Source organism: Donghicola eburneus (assembly GCF_900115865.1).
Taxonomy (GTDB): domain Bacteria; phylum Pseudomonadota; class Alphaproteobacteria; order Rhodobacterales; family Rhodobacteraceae; genus Donghicola; species Donghicola eburneus.
Genome location: NZ_FOXY01000008.1, coordinates 99,829 through 115,122, shown reverse-complemented (window position 1 = coordinate 115,122; position 15,294 = coordinate 99,829). Strand labels below are relative to the sequence as shown.

Genomic DNA, 15,294 nt, shown 5'->3' with positions numbered 1-15,294 from the left:
ACCCCCGAGGCCCGGCCGCGGGGGTTTTGCTTTGTGCGCCTATCGGCGCAGGCCTGCTGCCAATGGGTATTTTTACCAAGTTGAAGGTTAGGCGGTGGTGCCCAATGCGAGCGTTTGCTCGCGCAACCAGCCCATGAAACCGCGGGGGTTGGTGGACCATTTCGCGATCTCGTCCCGGTCGAAGACGTTGCCAACCACGGGCGCCTGCGGCTTGTTCAGAGCATGCACGACTTCATGCAGCAGCAGCCCCTGACGCAGGGTTGCTGAAGTGCGGTTTGCCATCTGGTACCAGCGCGAGTTTGAACCAGGGAAGAAGATCGGCAGAACGTCCGCTTTGGAGCGCTGGATCATTTTCGCAGTAAAGGGGTTCCATTCCCGCTCAATTGCGGGGCCGAACATGGTGTCGGATGAGGCGACCACACCTGACGGAAACAACACAATGGCCCCGCCATCTGAAAGGTGATCCATCGCCCGTTTGCGCATAAGCAGGTTCTTCTGCAGGGCGTCTTTTTCGTGGGCGAAGGGAACTGGGATCATGAATTCGTCGATCTCGCCCACGCCCGTCAGCAAAGAGCGCGTCAGGATTTTGTAGTCTGTACGGCGGCGGCCCATGAGTTCCGCCAGCACCATACCGTCGACCAGCCCGTGTGGGTGGTTTGCGACCACGATAAGCGGGCCCGTCTCGGGGATACGATTGATCTGTTCCTGTGGGGTCTCGAGCGGAATCCCCATCACTTCGAGCGCCTGTTTCCAGAAAGGTTGACCAAAGGGCACGCCCATCGCTTCGAAGCGACGGATCAGACGCAGGAGACGTAGCTTGCCGGTCAGGAACTCCATCGTCTGAATGGTACGGCGTTGAAAAGCATTATCAAACGTAGTCGCATAAGAGAGGCGGCGGCGATCGTAGGACTGGTCCGATAGGTTTCCGCCGTCCCCTTGGCCACTCAGCGACGCTGAGTGAAGACGGCCAGAGTGGGACTCGGATGTATCCGTCACAATCGTTCCCCCTGCCCGCGATCACATGTCTTCGCCAAAGCGGTCCGCGACCAGAGCTTCGAGCGCATCGGCCAGTTCGGTCGACTGGGGTCCCGTCGTCTCAACATCAATCGATGTGCCATGCGCGGCCGCAAGCATCAGCAATCCCATAATGCTGTCACCAGAGGTGGACATGCCGTTATGGGCAACCTCGGCACGGGCATCGAATTGCTCGACAACTTCGACAAATTTTGCCGAAGCGCGGGCATGAAGCCCTTTGACGTTGATGATCGGGAATGTGCGGCAAACAGAATGTGACATAAGGGCTCTTAGTCCTCACTGACGTCGCAACTGTCAATATATTTCCGTCCTGCCGTCAGCGCACACTGGGCTGCTTCGGGGACGTTCAAATGGCGGCTCTTGGCCAGCTTGATCAGCATGGGCAGGTTCGCGCCATATAGAATTCGTCGGTTTTTGGGGCTGCAGGCCCGAAGGCTCAGGTTCGACGGAGAGCCGCCAAACATATCGGTCACGACAATCACTCCGTCGCCGCTGTCGACAGCATCCGCTGCTGCGGAAATTTCGCGCTGCTTCTGTGCACGGTCATGATCCGGTTCGATCGAAATGGCGCTGATCCCGCTCTGCGGGCCTACCACATGTTCAACCGCGGCCAGATATTCTTTGGCCAACCCACCATGCGCGACGATTACGATCCCGATCACGCCTTGCCTTACTTACCTTTTGCAGAACCCGAGGGGGCCTGTCTTTCCAATTCACGATGTCTAATTGACACCTGCCATCCCGCAGTTGCAAGGGCTTTGGCCAGCTTTTCTGCGAGTGCAACCGAACGGTGTTGTCCTCCGGTACAACCAAACCCTATCGACAAATAGGATTTTCCCTCTGTGGCATATTGTGGCAACAGGAATTCAACCAGACCTTTTACGCGATCGAAAAACTCGGCAAAGCGCGGGTCTTGGCTGATGTAGTCGCTGACCGCTTCGTCCTGACCATTCATCTTTCGCAACGCAGGTTCCCAGTAGGGATTACGCAGAAACCGCGCATCGAAGATCATGTCGATGCCGCGCGGGGTGCCCCGCTTGAACGAAAAGGACTGAATTGAAACGGCCAGATTACCCTCTTGCCCAATCGCGAATTGGCGCTCGATCTCGGCCTTCAGGTCGTGTGGAGTCATCTCCGAGGTGTCTAGCAAAATATCTGCCCGTGCACGGATCGGTGCCAGCAAATCTAATTCGCGGTCGATGCCGACCTCGGCGGTTTCGGCAGGCGACAGCGGGTGGCGGCGACGAGTTTCGCTATATCGGCGCAGCAGCACCTCGGGCGAAGAGTCTAGATACAGGAGCTGCACGCCACTGTTGGGGTTACGCGCCAAATCCTCCATTGCATCCAGCATCGCGTTCATACTGAAATCACGGTTGCGCACGTCAAGCCCCAGCGCGAGCCGGTCGCCAGCTACAGCATCCTTCATCACGGCTGGCAGCAGGCGCAGTGGGAGGTTGTCGATAACTTCGAAACCTAAATCCTCGAGCGCGTTTATCGCGGTTTTCCGTCCGGCGCCCGAAGGCCCCGTTACCCAGACAACGCGCGGTGATTGTTCTGACATGTGTCTGTCATTCCCCATCTATCCCGTGGGTAAGATATTGCATAAGCGCTGCAGGGAAATAACCCCTCTCGACTTTATGAAGAAGCGGCCTTTGCAAGCCGAACACAGTCAGATCCCGCGGCTGCGGCAAGCGCTTTGTCTCGGCCTGGTCCATATCAACGAACAGGGAGACAGGCGCAGACCCAGTCGCAGCCGCCCGCAAAATACCGACGCCCCGCGCTTCGATCCGTCCACAGATCGTTTCGGGGCAGCGCGCGATAATCTGTGCTCCCTCGCGTGTCAGCACTGTGCGATCATCCGCCACGAGCGTACCGCCCAGAGACATCAGCATCAGTGCCGTCGAGGATTTGCCGCTACCTGATGCACCAAACAATACCACGGCTTGGCCGTGCACCATAACAGTAGAGGCATGAACCATTGCTGGTCCATGCCCCCTTGTGATGTCGGTCAGTGCTACAGTCCGCATGGGTTAGAGCGGTAGCCCCACTACGAAGCGGGCGCCCAGCGGATCCGAAGTCGGGTCAGCGTGGCTGGCGCGGATATTCTCGGCCCAGACAACTCCGCCGTGGGCTTCGACGATCTGCTTTGAGATCGCGAGTCCCAGACCCGAGTTATTTCCAAACTGACCTTCGGGGCGGTGCGAGTAGAAACGTTTGAAGATTTTTGTCAACGACTGCTCCGGGATGCCGGGCCCTGTATCCTCGACCACCACCAGAACGCGATTGTCCCGCTGTCGGGCCCAAACGCGGATCGCGTCGCCCTCTTCGCAAAAAGAAATCGCATTCGTGATCAGGTTTACAAAGACCTGCGCCAGACGCGCCTCTAGGCCTGTCAGTTCGATCGAGTCGTCCGGCAGATCGGAGATAAAGTCGATGCCTTTGGCCTTTGCATCCTCGCCCAAGTATTGGATCAGATTGCCGAGCATCGTCAGCAGATCAAACGTCTCTTCCTCTTCGCGGACCAGCTCGCTGTCCAGCCGCGACGCATTCGAGATATCACTGACCAAGCGGTCCAGACGCCGCACATCATGTTCAATCACCTCGAGCAGCTTATCCTGTTGCTCTTGCTTCTTGGCGAACCGCAGGGTGCCGACCGCCGAGCGCAAGGACGCCAGAGGGTTCTTGATCTCGTGAGCCACATCGGCGGCGAACTGCTCGTTGCTGTCGATCCGCTCGTACAGCGCACCGACCATCCCGCGCAGGGCTTCGGACAGGCGGCCAATCTCGTCGGGACGGGCGGACAGGTCAGGAATACGAACACGGCCAGGGCTATACCGCGTGCGATTGCGGTCGCGGCCAATCTCGGCAGCTGCGGCTAGATCGGACAGCGGGTTCGCGATGGTCGAGGCCAAGAGCAGGCTAAGACCGACCGACACAAAGAGTGCGACGATGAACATACGAAGCACACGCTCGCGCTCAACGCTCACAAGGCGGTCGATTTCGGTCGTGGAGCTCGCCATGGCGATCGCGCCGACAGGCAGGTCGCCCACCATGATTGGGGTCGCAACAGTGAACACTGTGTCGCCAAATGCACCCACGCCCGTGGCCATGCGCGTCTCGTTGATGCGCGCGCCGCCGATCATGTCGCGCACGATCTCCTCGTTTTCGACACCCGCAGGCAGCGAATCAGCAGGCGCAAAGAATTGCACCATCCACTGCCACACAGTTTCCAGAGCGTCCGTGATGTAGGTGTCATTCTCGCCGACATCCGCCAGTTCGGCGCGGCTGCGGCTGCCTTCTGCGACGGTCAGCAAATTACCGTTGCCGTCGAAAACGTAGACCTCGGTCCCGCGATACAACGACATCCCCCGCAGGGTATCCTCGGCTCCGACCCCAGCGATGTTCTCAACACCCGCCTCGGCCTGCGCGCTCAAGCGGGCCTCAAACACGTCAGCCACAAGTTCGGCTTCTGCGGCCAAAGAGGTCGCACGCTGCAACGCCAAAGATTCCCGCGACGGGTTCAGGTAGAGGATGCCCGCGAGCAGGACGATCAGACCCAGCAAGTTAAAGGTGATGATCTTGCGCGCCAGCGGCGATGTGTTCAGCGTCAACACACCGCGCTTGGCTGCAGTTTCGCGCTCAACGGTCTCGTGCAGGGCGTCCGGAGAAACGTAATCATCACCCAGCACGATATCGGCAGACCGAACGGCCCGCTTCTGCGCTGCTGAGGTATCTCCGATGTCAGTCATCACTCTTCGTTGTACCGGTATCCGACGCCATACAGGGTTTCGATCGCCGAAAACTCCGAATCGACCATCCGCATTTTCTTACGCAAACGCTTGATATGGCTATCGATTGTCCGGTCGTCGACATAAACCTGATCATCATAGGCCACGTCCATCAACTGATCACGGCTTTTGACGAAACCAGGGCGTTGTGCCAGTGCCTGAAGGAGAAGGAATTCCGTTACCGTGAGTGACACATCCTGCCCCTTCCACGTCACGGCGTGGCGCAGCGGGTCCATTGACAACTGTCCACGGGCCAGAACTTTGCTGTCCTCAACCTCGCCCTCGCTGTCCCCGTTCAGAGCTTCCTGACGGCGCAGCAGCGCGCGAATACGCTCGACCAGCAGACGCTGAGAAAATGGCTTTTTGACATAATCGTCGGCGCCCATTCGCAAGCCCAGAACCTCGTCAATCTCGTCGTCCTTGGACGTGAGGAAGATGACAGGCATCGTGGTTTTCTTGCGCAGACGCTGTAGCAGATCCATGCCGTCCATACGCGGCATCTTGATGTCCAGCACAGCCATATCGGGAAGCTTTTTCTCAAAAGCCTCTAACGCTGCTTGGCCGTCATTGTAGGTCTCGACTTCGAACCCTTCTGCTTCAAGGGTCATGGCAACCGATGTCAGGATGTTGCGATCATCATCCACCAGAGCAATTCTGGACATAACTCATTCCTTGTACTGCACGATTATTTTTTCTTACAGTTATGCAGGGATTTCGTATCTCTCCGCAATCCTTTTTGCGATTCGCGGATTTGGTACTATGCTAACGTGGTAATTATGTTAGCGGTCCAATTCTGACAGAGTGTCGCAGACCAAAGTCCCTCTTCGCAGTCATGTTTGCGATAAACTGAATTTGGTTGCGCTAACAGCAGCTTAGCATCCTATTCATTTCCTTTTCCGTCATGCTAAGGACCCCTTTACCGACACGTTGCAATGAAGCAACGACATCGGGGCCCTATCAAGTTTTGTGACCGCTGGCGCGGACAGGAGTGAAGAAAATGGCATTTGGACGGGTAAACCCGCAGCATCGGCTTGAAGATCAAGGGATCAGTGAGCTGGGTAATGTCTATTACAACCTCATGGAACCCGCGCTCGTGGAGGCAGCGGTAAAGAATAACGAAGGTCGCCTCGGTCGTGGCGGTGCTTTCTTGGTGACCACCGGCAAGCACACCGGCCGTTCGCCCAAGGACAAATTTGTGGTCCGCACCCCCAGCGTCGAAGAAACGATCTGGTGGGAAAACAACGCCCCCATGGAGGCCGACAAGTTCGACATCCTGCATGAGGACATGCTCGCCCACATGAAGGGCAAGGATTACTACGTACAGGATCTTTTCGGTGGCGCCGATCCAGCCAACCGACTGGACGTGCGCGTTGTAACAGAGCTGGCATGGCATGGCCTGTTCATCCGTCACCTGCTGCGTCGCCCAGAGCTTGAGGAGCTGGACGAATTCGTTCCCGAATTCACCATCATCAACTGCCCCTCGTTCAAAGCAGACGCTGAAAAGCATGGCTGCCGCAGCGAAACCGTGATCGCGCTGAACTTCGACAAGAAGCTCATTCTGATCGGCGGCACCGAGTACGCAGGCGAGAACAAGAAGTCGGTATTCACTCTGCTGAACTACCTGCTGCCCGAAAAGGGCATCATGCCGATGCACTGCTCGGCCAACCACGCCACTGGCAACCCCGTGGACGCGGCTGTGTTCTTCGGCCTGTCGGGCACGGGCAAAACCACCCTGTCGGCAGACCCGTCGCGCACCCTGATCGGTGACGACGAACATGGCTGGTCTGACAAGGGCACCTTCAACTTCGAAGGCGGCTGCTATGCCAAGACCATCAACCTGAACGCCGAAGCCGAGCCCGAGATCTACGCGACCACCACCAAGTTCGCGACTGTGATCGAGAACATGGTATTCGACGAAGAGACCCTTGAGCTGGACTTCGACGATGACAGCCTGACCGCCAACATGCGTTGCGCGTACCCGCTGCACTACATCTCGAACGCGTCCTACTCGGCTCAGGGCGGCCACCCCAAGAACGTGATCATGCTGACCTGTGATGCGTTCGGTGTTCTGCCTCCGATCGCGCGTCTGACACCTGCGCAGGCAATGTACCACTTCCTGTCGGGCTTCACCTCGAAGGTTGCAGGGACCGAGCGCGGTGTGACCGAGCCCGAGCCCACCTTCTCGACCTGCTTCGGTGCACCTTTCATGCCCCGCCGCCCCGAGGTCTATGGAAACCTGCTGCGTGACAAGATCGCAAAGCACGGTGCAACCTGCTGGCTGGTGAACACCGGCTGGACCGGCGGCGCCTACGGCACCGGCAAGCGTATGCCCATCAAGGCAACCCGCGCCCTGCTGACCGCTGCTCTGGACGGCAGCCTGAGCGCAGTCGAGTTCCGCAAGGACCCGAACTTCGGCTTTGACGTACCCGTGGACGTTCCCGGTGTGCCCGAAGTGCTGCTGGATCCCCGCCGCACTTGGGGTGACCCCGAAGCCTATGACGCGCAGGCAGAGAAACTGGTCAAGATGTTCTCGGACAACTTCGAGCAGTACGTGCCCTACATCGACAAAGACGTTAAGGCCGCTGCAATCGGTTGATTGGAGTGAGGGGGCGCGGCCCCCTCTTGCCTATGGCAATTCACCCTAGGGGTATTTTGCCAAAGTGAAGACAAGCCGCCGGTCCTGTTTGGGCCGGCGATTTTCGGTTAGCCCATCAGGCCACGGCGGATCAGGTTCAGGCCTGCGATCATCAGGACGAACAGTGTAGCTTTGCGAAACGCGTTTTGGTCGATCCGGTCATTGACCTTGAGGCCAAGCCACATTCCGACAATGGCTGGTGGAACGATGGCGATCGAAAACGGCAGGGTTTCGGCGCGGACGACCCCCGATCCGATATGAGCGAACAAGAGGACGATCGCGCCGAGGCCGTAGATCACGCCTTGGACGCGGATGTGGTCACGCTTGGGCGTATCCAACGCCGTCAGGTAAGCAACCGTTGGCGGCCCCCAGACACCAGACAGCCCGCCGATGAAACCAGCGAAAGCCCCGATCCCGATTTCGGCAAACCGAGAGGGCGGAGAGGCGATGCGCAGGGGCATTCCAGCTAGCTGCGTCGCAGCGAAAATGACGATCGGCACCCCGATGATCAGCAGCATCAGCTCGGCAGGGATCGTACGCACAAACTGCGCACTGATGATCAGCACGATAAGCAGCGTCCCAAGGTATCCGCGGAACTTCAGCAATGATTCCCACGCGGCACGCGGGCCTTGGCGCATGGCCTGCATCCCGTTGGTGATCACGGTCGGCAGAATCAGGCCCGCGAGCGCCAATTCCGGCGAAATAACAGAAGAAAGGCCGGAAATTAGAATCATCGGCATGGCAAAACCCACCATCCCTTTGACCACACCAGCAATGAAGGCGACACTCAGGGCCAGCACAAACGCCGACGGTGTCATAAGATGCGTTACGAGTTCCATTTCAGCCATTTAGCATGCCTCTTAGCGCGATAGGTAAAAACTTCAACGCGCAATAATGGGTACACTTTCATCCTGTGTTCGGTATTTTTATTGCGCTGCGCCTGCAAAGGCTCTAGTTCTCTGCGCAAGCATTATAGGAGATGACTCATGGCACATGACGGACAGGACTTCGCAGCGCAGACCGCGACGCTGCTTCCCGATTTGCTCAGCCTGACCGAGGCAGCAATCGCGCCCGCCGAGGCGATCCTTGAACAAGCGCTGAAAAATGTCCGCGCGATGGTGACAGACGGCGACCGCGTTTCGAACGCACTGGTCGAGCAGAACCAGACTGCCGCGCACGGCGTGGCGTGGCTAGCGACCTATGTCGAGGCGCTGCGCGAGATGCACCGTTGGGCAATCGCACTGAAGGAAGAAGGAAAGTTCGGCGAAACTGAGCAGCTGATCCTGCAGATCGCATTCGGCGAATACCTGAGCCAGATTGCGGGCGGCATCCCGATGAACCAGGGCGAGCTGATCCGCGTGTCGGATTTGGGTGTCGACTCGGGCGCTGTTGCAGGCATTATGACCGACGCCGTAAAGACCTTGATCGCGAGCGGCAACTCTCAGGCCGCGCGCGTGCGTCTGGTCGAGATAATGCGAGACAACCGGGCGAACCTGACCACAGGCCAATCCGGTCTGGACGAAGAGATGGAGATGATCCGGGAGCAGTTCCGCCGCTATTCGGTGGACCGCGTGGAGCCTCATGCGCACGAATGGCACCTGAAGGACGAGCTGATCCCGCTAGAGATCATCAACGAGCTGGCGGAAATGGGCGTCTTTGGCCTGACCATCCCCGAGGAATACGGCGGGTTCGGCATGTCCAAAACCGCGATGTGCGTTGTCTCGGAAGAGCTGTCGCGCGGCTATATTGGCGTTGGCTCGCTCGGCACCCGTTCCGAGATCGCGGCAGAGCTGATTCTGGCTGGCGGCACCGAAGAGCAGAAGCAGAAATGGCTGCCCGAACTGGCCTCCGCCGAGAAGCTGCCGACCGCTGTTTTCACCGAGCCGAACACTGGGTCCGACCTTGGCAGCCTGCGCACCCGCGCGGTCAAGAACGCCGATGGCGACTATGAAGTGACTGGCAACAAGACCTGGATCACCCACGCGGCGCGCACCCACGTGATGACCCTGCTGGCGCGGACCGATCCTTCGACCGACAACTACAAAGGTCTGTCGATGTTCCTGGCCGAGAAGACCCCCGGCACCGACGAAGAGCCCTTCCCCACCCCCGGCATGACTGGCGGCGAGATCGAGGTTCTGGGGTATCGCGGCATGAAGGAATACGAGCTTGGCTTCGACAAGTTCGCTGTCAAAGGTGAAAACCTGCTTGGCGGCGAAGAAGGTCAGGGCTTCAAGCAGCTGATGCAGACCTTTGAATCGGCACGTATCCAGACCGCAGCGCGCGCTGTTGGTGTGGGCCAGTCTGCTCTGGACGTGTCGATGCGCTATGCCGAGGACCGCAAGCAGTTCGGCAAGTCGCTGATCGAATTCCCCCGCGTGGCCAACAAGCTGGCAATGATGGCGGTGGAACTGATGATCGCCCGTCAGCTGACCTACTTCTCGGCCCGCGAGAAGGATAACGATCGTCGCTGTGACCTCGAGGCCGGTATGGCCAAGCTGCTGGGAGCCCGTGTTGCTTGGGCGGCGGCGGACAATGGTCTGCAGATCCACGGCGGGAACGGCTTTGCGCTGGAATACACCATCAGCCGCATCCTGTGTGATGCGCGCATCCTGAACATCTTTGAGGGTGCTGGCGAGATTCAGGCGCAGGTGATCGCGCGTCGCCTGTTGGGCTAAGGTTTGTGGGGCGCTGCCCCACACCCCGGGGTATTTACGCCAACAAAGAGAAGCGCCGGTCCTATCGTGGGGCCGGCGTTTGGCGTTTCAGCAGGTCAAGGAAGCGGGCGCGGGATTCGGGGAGAGGTTTGTCGCCGAAGGATTTTGCGAGGTGGTGTTCGAGGAAGTAGCCTGTGAGACGGAAGCCATCGAGGATTTCGGTGTCGGTCACGGGGCCTTGGCCGAGGAGGCATTGGGGAAGCGGCAGAAGTTTGGGGGCCCATTCGCCAGCTCCTTCGGAGCTGACGGCGCGGCCTGATCTAGGGGAGACATAGGCCAGGTCATCCATGTCGCCGGTTACGGCGCAGCGGGTGAGGTCGAGCCCAAAGCCAAGTTCCTCGAGCAACTCGAGTTCCCAGCGCAGGTAGGCGAGGGGAAAGGCGGCAGGGTGCGCGAGCAAGTCCATAAGGGTGACGGAGCGGATGTAGAGCGGGTGGTGCGCTTCGCGTTCAGGGAGCGCGAAACGCAGCAGTGCCGTTGTCGCGTTGAGCCCTGCGAGCGCAACGCGATCAGCCAGCGCCGCGCTCCGCGAACGAATGGGCTCGACTGAGAATGTGCCAAGCTGATCCTCAACCCGTGCGCGCCAAGTCACGTCGACTTGGTTGCCAGGCTGAAGGGTTGGGGCGATCTTCCGCGATACACCACCGCGCACGACACCTGCGTGGCGGCCGTGATCTTGGGTGAACACTTCGATGATGGCTGATGTTTCCCCGTGCTTGCGGGTCGACAGCAGGATGCCTTGGTCTCTCCATTCCATTTGGCAACTATGGGCTGCGGCTCCGCGGTTGCAAGGGGGTGACGCAGGGCTCCGCTTGCCTATAGAGGTTGTGGGACCTCAGAGTGCAGGCAAAAGAGGACTGCGACGTTGGAACACCGTTTGATTTGGGTTATTGGCGCTGTGGCGGCGATCAGCCTTGTTCTGCAGAGCTACGTTGATTTGATCGCCGATGGCCCCGAGGCAACGCTGCTGTCAGTGTGGTGGAACATGCTGCGCTATTACACGATTCTGACCAATCTTGTGGTTGCGGCTGTATTCATCATGCGGCCACAGTTCACGGCGCACTGGGCCGGTGCGATCACCCTGCAAGTTCTGCTTGTGGGCATCGTGTACCACGCCCTGTTGTCATCCACCCACGTGCCCGAAGGCCTACTGGGAGAGGTGGCGAACCACGGGCTCCACACTGTTGCACCCGCGTTCGTTTTTCTGTGGTGGCTGATCTATGCGCCAAAACAAGGCTTGGGGTGGCCAAACCCGCTATGGTGGGTGATCTGGCCGCTGATCTATGCCGCCTACGGAATTTGGCGCGGAACGCTCGACGGCAAGTATCCCTACTACTTCCTCAACCTGCCAGAACTCGGGCCCATTGGTCTGCTGCGCGAAATGAGCATCGTCGCAGCAGGGTTTCTGATTTTTGGCTTCATCCTATTAGGAATCGCGCGGGTTCAGAGACCCTCTTCGTCCAGCAAATGACGACCTTTTCGATCTTCGACCTCGATCACCCAGATGTCGGGGTCAAAGGATTGCTGACGGCGGATGGCTTCGTCCACCTCGAACTCGGGGCCGGAGGCCAGGGTGGCCCAGACCCGCTCGCCTGACATCAGATCATAGGTCCGGTGAAAGGCCTGCGCCTGCCCGTCCAGCGTCGCCAGTTTGACCAGCACCGCCCCCGCCGTGTCGTCGCCATGGGCGATTACGTAGGCAGGGATGTCGGCCAGTCGCAGGCGTGCCAGATAGGCATGCACCCAGAAGTCAGAGGTGAGACGCGCCATTACTTGCCGTCTTTGAAATCAAGGCCCATTTCGCTGTAGCGCTCGGCCTCATCCAGCCATTTCTCGCGGACTTTGACCTGCAGGAACAAGTGCACCTTGCGACCCAAGAATTCGGTCAGTTCTTCGCGGGCAAGCTTGGAGATCGCTTTGATCGTCTCGCCTTTGTTGCCGAGGATGATGCCTTTGTGACCGTCACGGCTGACATAGATGATCTGATCGACACGGGCACTGCCGTCCTTGCGCTCTTCCCAGTGCTCGGTTTCGACCGTAAGCTGGTAGGGCAGTTCCTGATGCAGGCGCAGGGTCAGCTTTTCGCGGGTCATTTCAGCCGCGATCATGCGCATGGGCAGGTCCGCAATCTGATCCTCGGGGTAGAGCCAAGGGCCCTCGGGCAGCTCGCCCGCCAGCCACTTGCGCAGATCGGTGACGCCGTAGCCCTTTTCGGCCGAGATCATGAAAGTCTCGTCAAAGGGGAAACGCTCGTTCATCTCTTTGGTGATCGCGAGCAGCACATCGCTCTGGACACGGTCGATCTTGTTGATGGCCAGCACGACACGGCGGCCTTTGGACACATCGCCGAGGCCTTCGAGGATGCGCTCGACGCCCTCGGTGATGCCGCGGTGCGCTTCGATCAGCATAACGACCAGATCGGCGTCTGCCGCACCGCCCCAAGCTGCCGCGACCATGGCACGGTCCAAGCGGCGGCGTGGTTTGAACAAACCGGGGGTGTCGACGAACACGATCTGGCTATCCCCCTCCAGCGCGACGCCGCGAATGCGGGCACGGGTGGTCTGCACTTTGTGGGTCACGATCGACACCTTCGCGCCCACCATGCGGTTCAGCAGAGTGGATTTTCCTGCGTTGGGTTCGCCGATCAAGGCGACAAAGCCTGCACGTGTTGTCATGGATCTCTTTTCGATTCTGGTCTGTCTGGAATTCAGCGGTCTTGCCGCCCTGCGCGGGCGGTGTAAAGCCCGCTAAGGATAATAACACCAATCCCCGCCCACGTCAGCAAATCGGGCCACTCGCCAAACACAGCAAACCCGAGGATGATGGCAAAGAGCTGTCGGGTGTAGCGGAACGGCGTCACGATGCTGATTTCGCCTGTTCGCATCGCAAGCGTCAGAGCGCTATAGGCCAGAACACCTGCAACGGTCGCGCCTGCGGTCGCGCCAACAGACAGCAGCGTCGGGGTGGCCAGGCTCTCGCCCAAGACAAAGGACAGCAGCACGCCCGCGATCACGAGGATCGCAAAGCCAAGGCTACCCAGTTGCTCGGTCGACATGGTGGCAGGGCTGGCGCGGGTGGCCAGATCGCGGCCGGCAAAGCCCAAGGTTGCAAGGACGGCAAAGATCGAATTGGGCTCGAACAGCGCAGGTGTGGGGCGAATGATCATCAGGACACCCACCAGCCCAAGGCCAATCGCGAGCCAGCGACGCCAGCCCACACGTTCGCCAAAAAACACAACCGCGCCAATCACGACGACCAGCGGCGCGGCCTGCAGAATTGCGCTCGCGCTGGTCAGGGGCGTCAAAGCGAGCGCCAATGCAAAAGAAAGACGCCCGACCAGTTCCGACACCGAGCGCAAGATCAGCGCGGTCGAGAAAAGCTGGGGATGCCAGATCGGCTCTTTGCGGCGCAGCGAGAGCAGGACAAATACGGCAAGCCCCATCGCCCCGAACATCATCAACGCTTGGCTGGTTGGGATGTCCTGCGTGGCGCGCTTGAAAAACGCATCTTCGACAGAGAAGGCCCCCATCGCAGCAGCCATGTAAAGACTGCCCTTGGCGTTGGGTGTCACGCGGAGCCGCTTTCGAGCTGATCGAGCAGGGTCTTGGCCGCAGTCTGTTCCGCAGTGCGTTTGGCGCCAGCGGTTGCCTTGGCGGTCTCCCCGCTTTCCAGCGTGACCGACATGGTAAAGGTCGGCTGGTGCGGTGGGCCGTCGCGACTGACTTCCTGATAGCGGGGCGGCTGCTGGCCACGGGCTTGCGCCCATTCCTGCAGTGCTGTCTTGGGGTCGCGGGCATCAGCCTCGACCGTTTCAACGCGCTTGCCCCAAAGCTTCAGGACGACATCACGAGCCACTTCGAAACCGGCATCGCGGTACACGGCGGCGATCACAGCCTCCATCGCGTCACCCAGCAACGCTTGCTTGCGGCGGCCACCCGACATCATCTCGGACCGGCCGAGTTTCAGCACATCCCCCAGCGCGATCTCGCGGGCGATATCAGCGCAGGCCTCTTTGCGGACTAAGGCATTGAAACGCGGGGCAAGCAGCCCCTCGGCTGCGTTGCGATCCGCCTTCAATAGGGCTTCGGCCATCACCAGACCCAGCACTCGGTCCCCGAGGAATTCAAGACGCTGGTTATCCTCGCGCGTTGGCGAGGACATCGAAGGGTGTGTCAGAGCACGCAAAAGCAATTCGGGGCGCCCAAACTGGTGCCCCAAACGCTCTTCGAATGCTTTCATGTCGGCAGAGAGTTTCACTCGATCCTCTTGAAGAAACGGTCGCCGCGCCAGGTCCAGAAGAACAGCATGGACCGGCCAGCAGACGAGAACATGATACGATCCGCGCGGCCAACGATGTTTTCGTAGGGCACATAGCCTACGCCACCAATCGATTGGGGCACGCGGCTGTCGGTCGAGTTGTCGCGGTTGTCGCCCATAAAGAAGTAGTGGCCTTCGGGAACGGTGTAGATCGGGGTCTGGTCAGACGCCTGACGGGTGATGTTCAGAATATCGTGCGAAACGCCGTTCGGCAGCGTCTCGGTCATCCGCGACTTGGTGCAGAGTGCGCCCTCGCCCACGGGGCCGTTTTCACAGCGGGGGTACAGACGCTCGGGACCTTGGGCCTTGAAGATTTCTTCGAACTGACCTGCGTCCTCAAGCTCGACCGCTTTGCCGTTGATGTGCAGAACGCTGTCGACCATCTGGATTTCATCACCGGGCAAACCAACCAGACGCTTGATAAAGTCCGCGCCGCTTACGGGATGACGGAACACAACTACATCGCCGCGCTGAGGCTCACCGCCCAAGATGCGCTCGTTGTCGCCCTTGAGGAAACCACAAAAATCCTCGGCGTCGATGTTGATGCCCAGACGGGGAATGCGCACGGTCGGGCAGGACGCGTAGGAGTAGCCGTAGGCCATCTTGTTTACAAAGAGAAAGTCGCCAATCAGCAGCGTGTCCTTCATCGAGCCCGACGGGATCCAGAACGGCTGGAAGAACAAGGTGCGGAACACACCAGCGATCAGAATAGCGTAAACGACCGTCTTGATGGTCTCGATAATAGCGTTTCCGGCTTCGGACTTGGCGGCCATAAATATATCACTCTCGGCGGCGGGTTGATGCC

General features: G+C 59.3%; 17 protein-coding genes. 3 read left to right on the top strand and 14 right to left on the bottom strand.

Annotated features, from left to right (window positions below; translation table 11 throughout):
- Positions 1 to 87: 87 nt before the first annotated feature.
- The 7 genes from BM225_RS14800 to BM225_RS14770 form a co-directional block, all read right to left on the bottom strand.
- Positions 88 to 948 carry a lysophospholipid acyltransferase family protein gene (locus BM225_RS14800; protein WP_072709998.1) on the bottom strand — a complete coding sequence of 287 codons (861 nt, stop codon included), beginning with the start codon at positions 946 to 948 and terminating at the stop codon, positions 88 to 90.
- A gap of 69 nt (positions 949 to 1,017) precedes the next feature.
- Positions 1,018 to 1,296 carry an HPr family phosphocarrier protein gene (locus tag BM225_RS14795; protein ID WP_072709769.1) on the bottom strand — a complete coding sequence of 93 codons (279 nt, stop codon included), beginning with the start codon at positions 1,294 to 1,296 and terminating at the stop codon, positions 1,018 to 1,020.
- A gap of 8 nt (positions 1,297 to 1,304) precedes the next feature.
- On the bottom strand, positions 1,305 to 1,697 hold the full coding sequence (locus BM225_RS14790; protein WP_072709767.1) for a PTS sugar transporter subunit IIA: 393 nt from the start codon (positions 1,695 to 1,697) through the stop codon (positions 1,305 to 1,307).
- A gap of 8 nt (positions 1,698 to 1,705) precedes the next feature.
- Positions 1,706 to 2,596, bottom strand: a complete 891-nt coding sequence (rapZ, locus tag BM225_RS14785; RefSeq protein WP_072709765.1) for an RNase adapter RapZ — start codon at positions 2,594 to 2,596, stop codon at positions 1,706 to 1,708.
- A 7-nt stretch (positions 2,597 to 2,603) separates the two neighbouring features.
- The gene (locus BM225_RS14780) at positions 2,604 to 3,062 is read right to left on the bottom strand and encodes an HPr kinase/phosphorylase (protein ID WP_245780505.1); all 459 of its coding nucleotides are present in this window, start codon (positions 3,060 to 3,062) and stop codon (positions 2,604 to 2,606) included.
- Between the two features lie 3 nt (positions 3,063 to 3,065).
- The gene (locus BM225_RS14775) at positions 3,066 to 4,784 is read right to left on the bottom strand and encodes a sensor histidine kinase (RefSeq protein WP_072709761.1); all 1,719 of its coding nucleotides are present in this window, start codon (positions 4,782 to 4,784) and stop codon (positions 3,066 to 3,068) included.
- Positions 4,784 to 5,485, bottom strand: coding sequence for a response regulator transcription factor (locus BM225_RS14770; protein WP_072709750.1), 702 nt, complete (start codon positions 5,483 to 5,485; stop codon positions 4,784 to 4,786). Before BM225_RS14770 ends, BM225_RS14775 begins: the two co-directional genes overlap by 1 nt.
- 335 nt (positions 5,486 to 5,820) lie before the next feature.
- On the opposite strand from BM225_RS14770, the gene BM225_RS14765 reads away from it, so the two are divergent.
- Positions 5,821 to 7,419, top strand: coding sequence for a phosphoenolpyruvate carboxykinase (locus BM225_RS14765; RefSeq protein WP_072709748.1), 1,599 nt, complete (start codon positions 5,821 to 5,823; stop codon positions 7,417 to 7,419).
- 107 nt (positions 7,420 to 7,526) lie between these two features.
- Here the strand turns inward: BM225_RS14765 and BM225_RS14760 are convergent, their stop codons facing one another.
- Positions 7,527 to 8,297: a sulfite exporter TauE/SafE family protein gene (locus BM225_RS14760; RefSeq protein ID WP_072709996.1), complete on the bottom strand. Its 771-nt coding sequence runs from the start codon at positions 8,295 to 8,297 to the stop codon at positions 7,527 to 7,529.
- 147 nt (positions 8,298 to 8,444) lie between these two features.
- Here BM225_RS14760 and BM225_RS14755 point away from each other — a divergent pair, with 147 nt between their 5' ends.
- On the top strand, positions 8,445 to 10,133 hold the full coding sequence (locus BM225_RS14755) for an acyl-CoA dehydrogenase family protein (protein ID WP_092464824.1): 1,689 nt from the start codon (positions 8,445 to 8,447) through the stop codon (positions 10,131 to 10,133).
- A gap of 61 nt (positions 10,134 to 10,194) precedes the next feature.
- Here BM225_RS14755 and recO read toward each other — a convergent pair whose 3' ends face one another.
- Positions 10,195 to 10,929, bottom strand: coding sequence for a DNA repair protein RecO (gene recO, locus BM225_RS14750; protein WP_072709744.1), 735 nt, complete (start codon positions 10,927 to 10,929; stop codon positions 10,195 to 10,197).
- A 108-nt stretch (positions 10,930 to 11,037) separates the two neighbouring features.
- On the opposite strand from recO, the gene BM225_RS14745 reads away from it, so the two are divergent.
- A complete protein-coding gene (locus tag BM225_RS14745; RefSeq protein WP_072709742.1) occupies positions 11,038 to 11,643 on the top strand; it encodes a Pr6Pr family membrane protein in 606 nt (201 codons plus the stop codon).
- Here the strand turns inward: BM225_RS14745 and BM225_RS14740 are convergent.
- Genes BM225_RS14740 through lepB form a run of 5 tightly spaced genes read right to left on the bottom strand, consistent with a single transcriptional unit; the run spans position 11,616 to position 15,262 of the window.
- Positions 11,616 to 11,942: a DUF1491 family protein gene (locus BM225_RS14740; RefSeq protein ID WP_072709740.1), complete on the bottom strand. Its 327-nt coding sequence runs from the start codon at positions 11,940 to 11,942 to the stop codon at positions 11,616 to 11,618. The genes BM225_RS14745 and BM225_RS14740 overlap by 28 nt on opposite strands.
- Entirely contained in the window at positions 11,942 to 12,847 is a 906-nt protein-coding gene (era, locus tag BM225_RS14735) for a GTPase Era (protein ID WP_072709738.1), read from the bottom strand. The genes BM225_RS14740 and era overlap by 1 nt, the downstream gene beginning before the upstream one ends.
- A gap of 32 nt (positions 12,848 to 12,879) precedes the next feature.
- Complete coding sequence (locus BM225_RS14730; protein WP_276326959.1) at positions 12,880 to 13,743, bottom strand: DMT family transporter; 864 nt, start codon at positions 13,741 to 13,743, stop codon at positions 12,880 to 12,882.
- Complete coding sequence (rnc, locus tag BM225_RS14725; RefSeq protein WP_072709736.1) at positions 13,740 to 14,429, bottom strand: ribonuclease III; 690 nt, start codon at positions 14,427 to 14,429, stop codon at positions 13,740 to 13,742. The genes BM225_RS14730 and rnc overlap by 4 nt, the downstream gene beginning before the upstream one ends.
- Complete coding sequence (lepB, locus tag BM225_RS14720; RefSeq protein WP_072709733.1) at positions 14,426 to 15,262, bottom strand: signal peptidase I; 837 nt, start codon at positions 15,260 to 15,262, stop codon at positions 14,426 to 14,428. The genes rnc and lepB overlap by 4 nt, the downstream gene beginning before the upstream one ends.
- Positions 15,263 to 15,294: the final 32 nt, after the last annotated feature.

Bases quoted from the DNA above. Each gene is read 5' to 3' on its own strand.
- BM225_RS14775 (WP_072709761.1), bottom strand. From the start codon at position 4,784: ATGACTGACATCGGAGATACCTCAGCAGCGCAGAAGCGGGCCGTTCGG.
- BM225_RS14755 (WP_092464824.1), top strand. From the start codon at position 8,445: ATGGCACATGACGGACAGGACTTCGCAGCGCAGACCGCGACGCTGCTT.
- BM225_RS14765 (WP_072709748.1), top strand. From the start codon at position 5,821: ATGGCATTTGGACGGGTAAACCCGCAGCATCGGCTTGAAGATCAAGGG.
- recO (WP_072709744.1), bottom strand. From the start codon at position 10,929: ATGGAATGGAGAGACCAAGGCATCCTGCTGTCGACCCGCAAGCACGGG.
- rapZ (WP_072709765.1), bottom strand. From the start codon at position 2,596: ATGTCAGAACAATCACCGCGCGTTGTCTGGGTAACGGGGCCTTCGGGC.
- BM225_RS14760 (WP_072709996.1), bottom strand. From the start codon at position 8,297: ATGGAACTCGTAACGCATCTTATGACACCGTCGGCGTTTGTGCTGGCC.
- lepB (WP_072709733.1), bottom strand. From the start codon at position 15,262: ATGGCCGCCAAGTCCGAAGCCGGAAACGCTATTATCGAGACCATCAAG.
- era (WP_072709738.1), bottom strand. From the start codon at position 12,847: ATGACAACACGTGCAGGCTTTGTCGCCTTGATCGGCGAACCCAACGCA.
- BM225_RS14795 (WP_072709769.1), bottom strand. From the start codon at position 1,296: ATGTCACATTCTGTTTGCCGCACATTCCCGATCATCAACGTCAAAGGG.
- BM225_RS14780 (WP_245780505.1), bottom strand. From the start codon at position 3,062: ATGCGGACTGTAGCACTGACCGACATCACAAGGGGGCATGGACCAGCA.
- BM225_RS14740 (WP_072709740.1), bottom strand. From the start codon at position 11,942: ATGGCGCGTCTCACCTCTGACTTCTGGGTGCATGCCTATCTGGCACGC.
- BM225_RS14770 (WP_072709750.1), bottom strand. From the start codon at position 5,485: ATGTCCAGAATTGCTCTGGTGGATGATGATCGCAACATCCTGACATCG.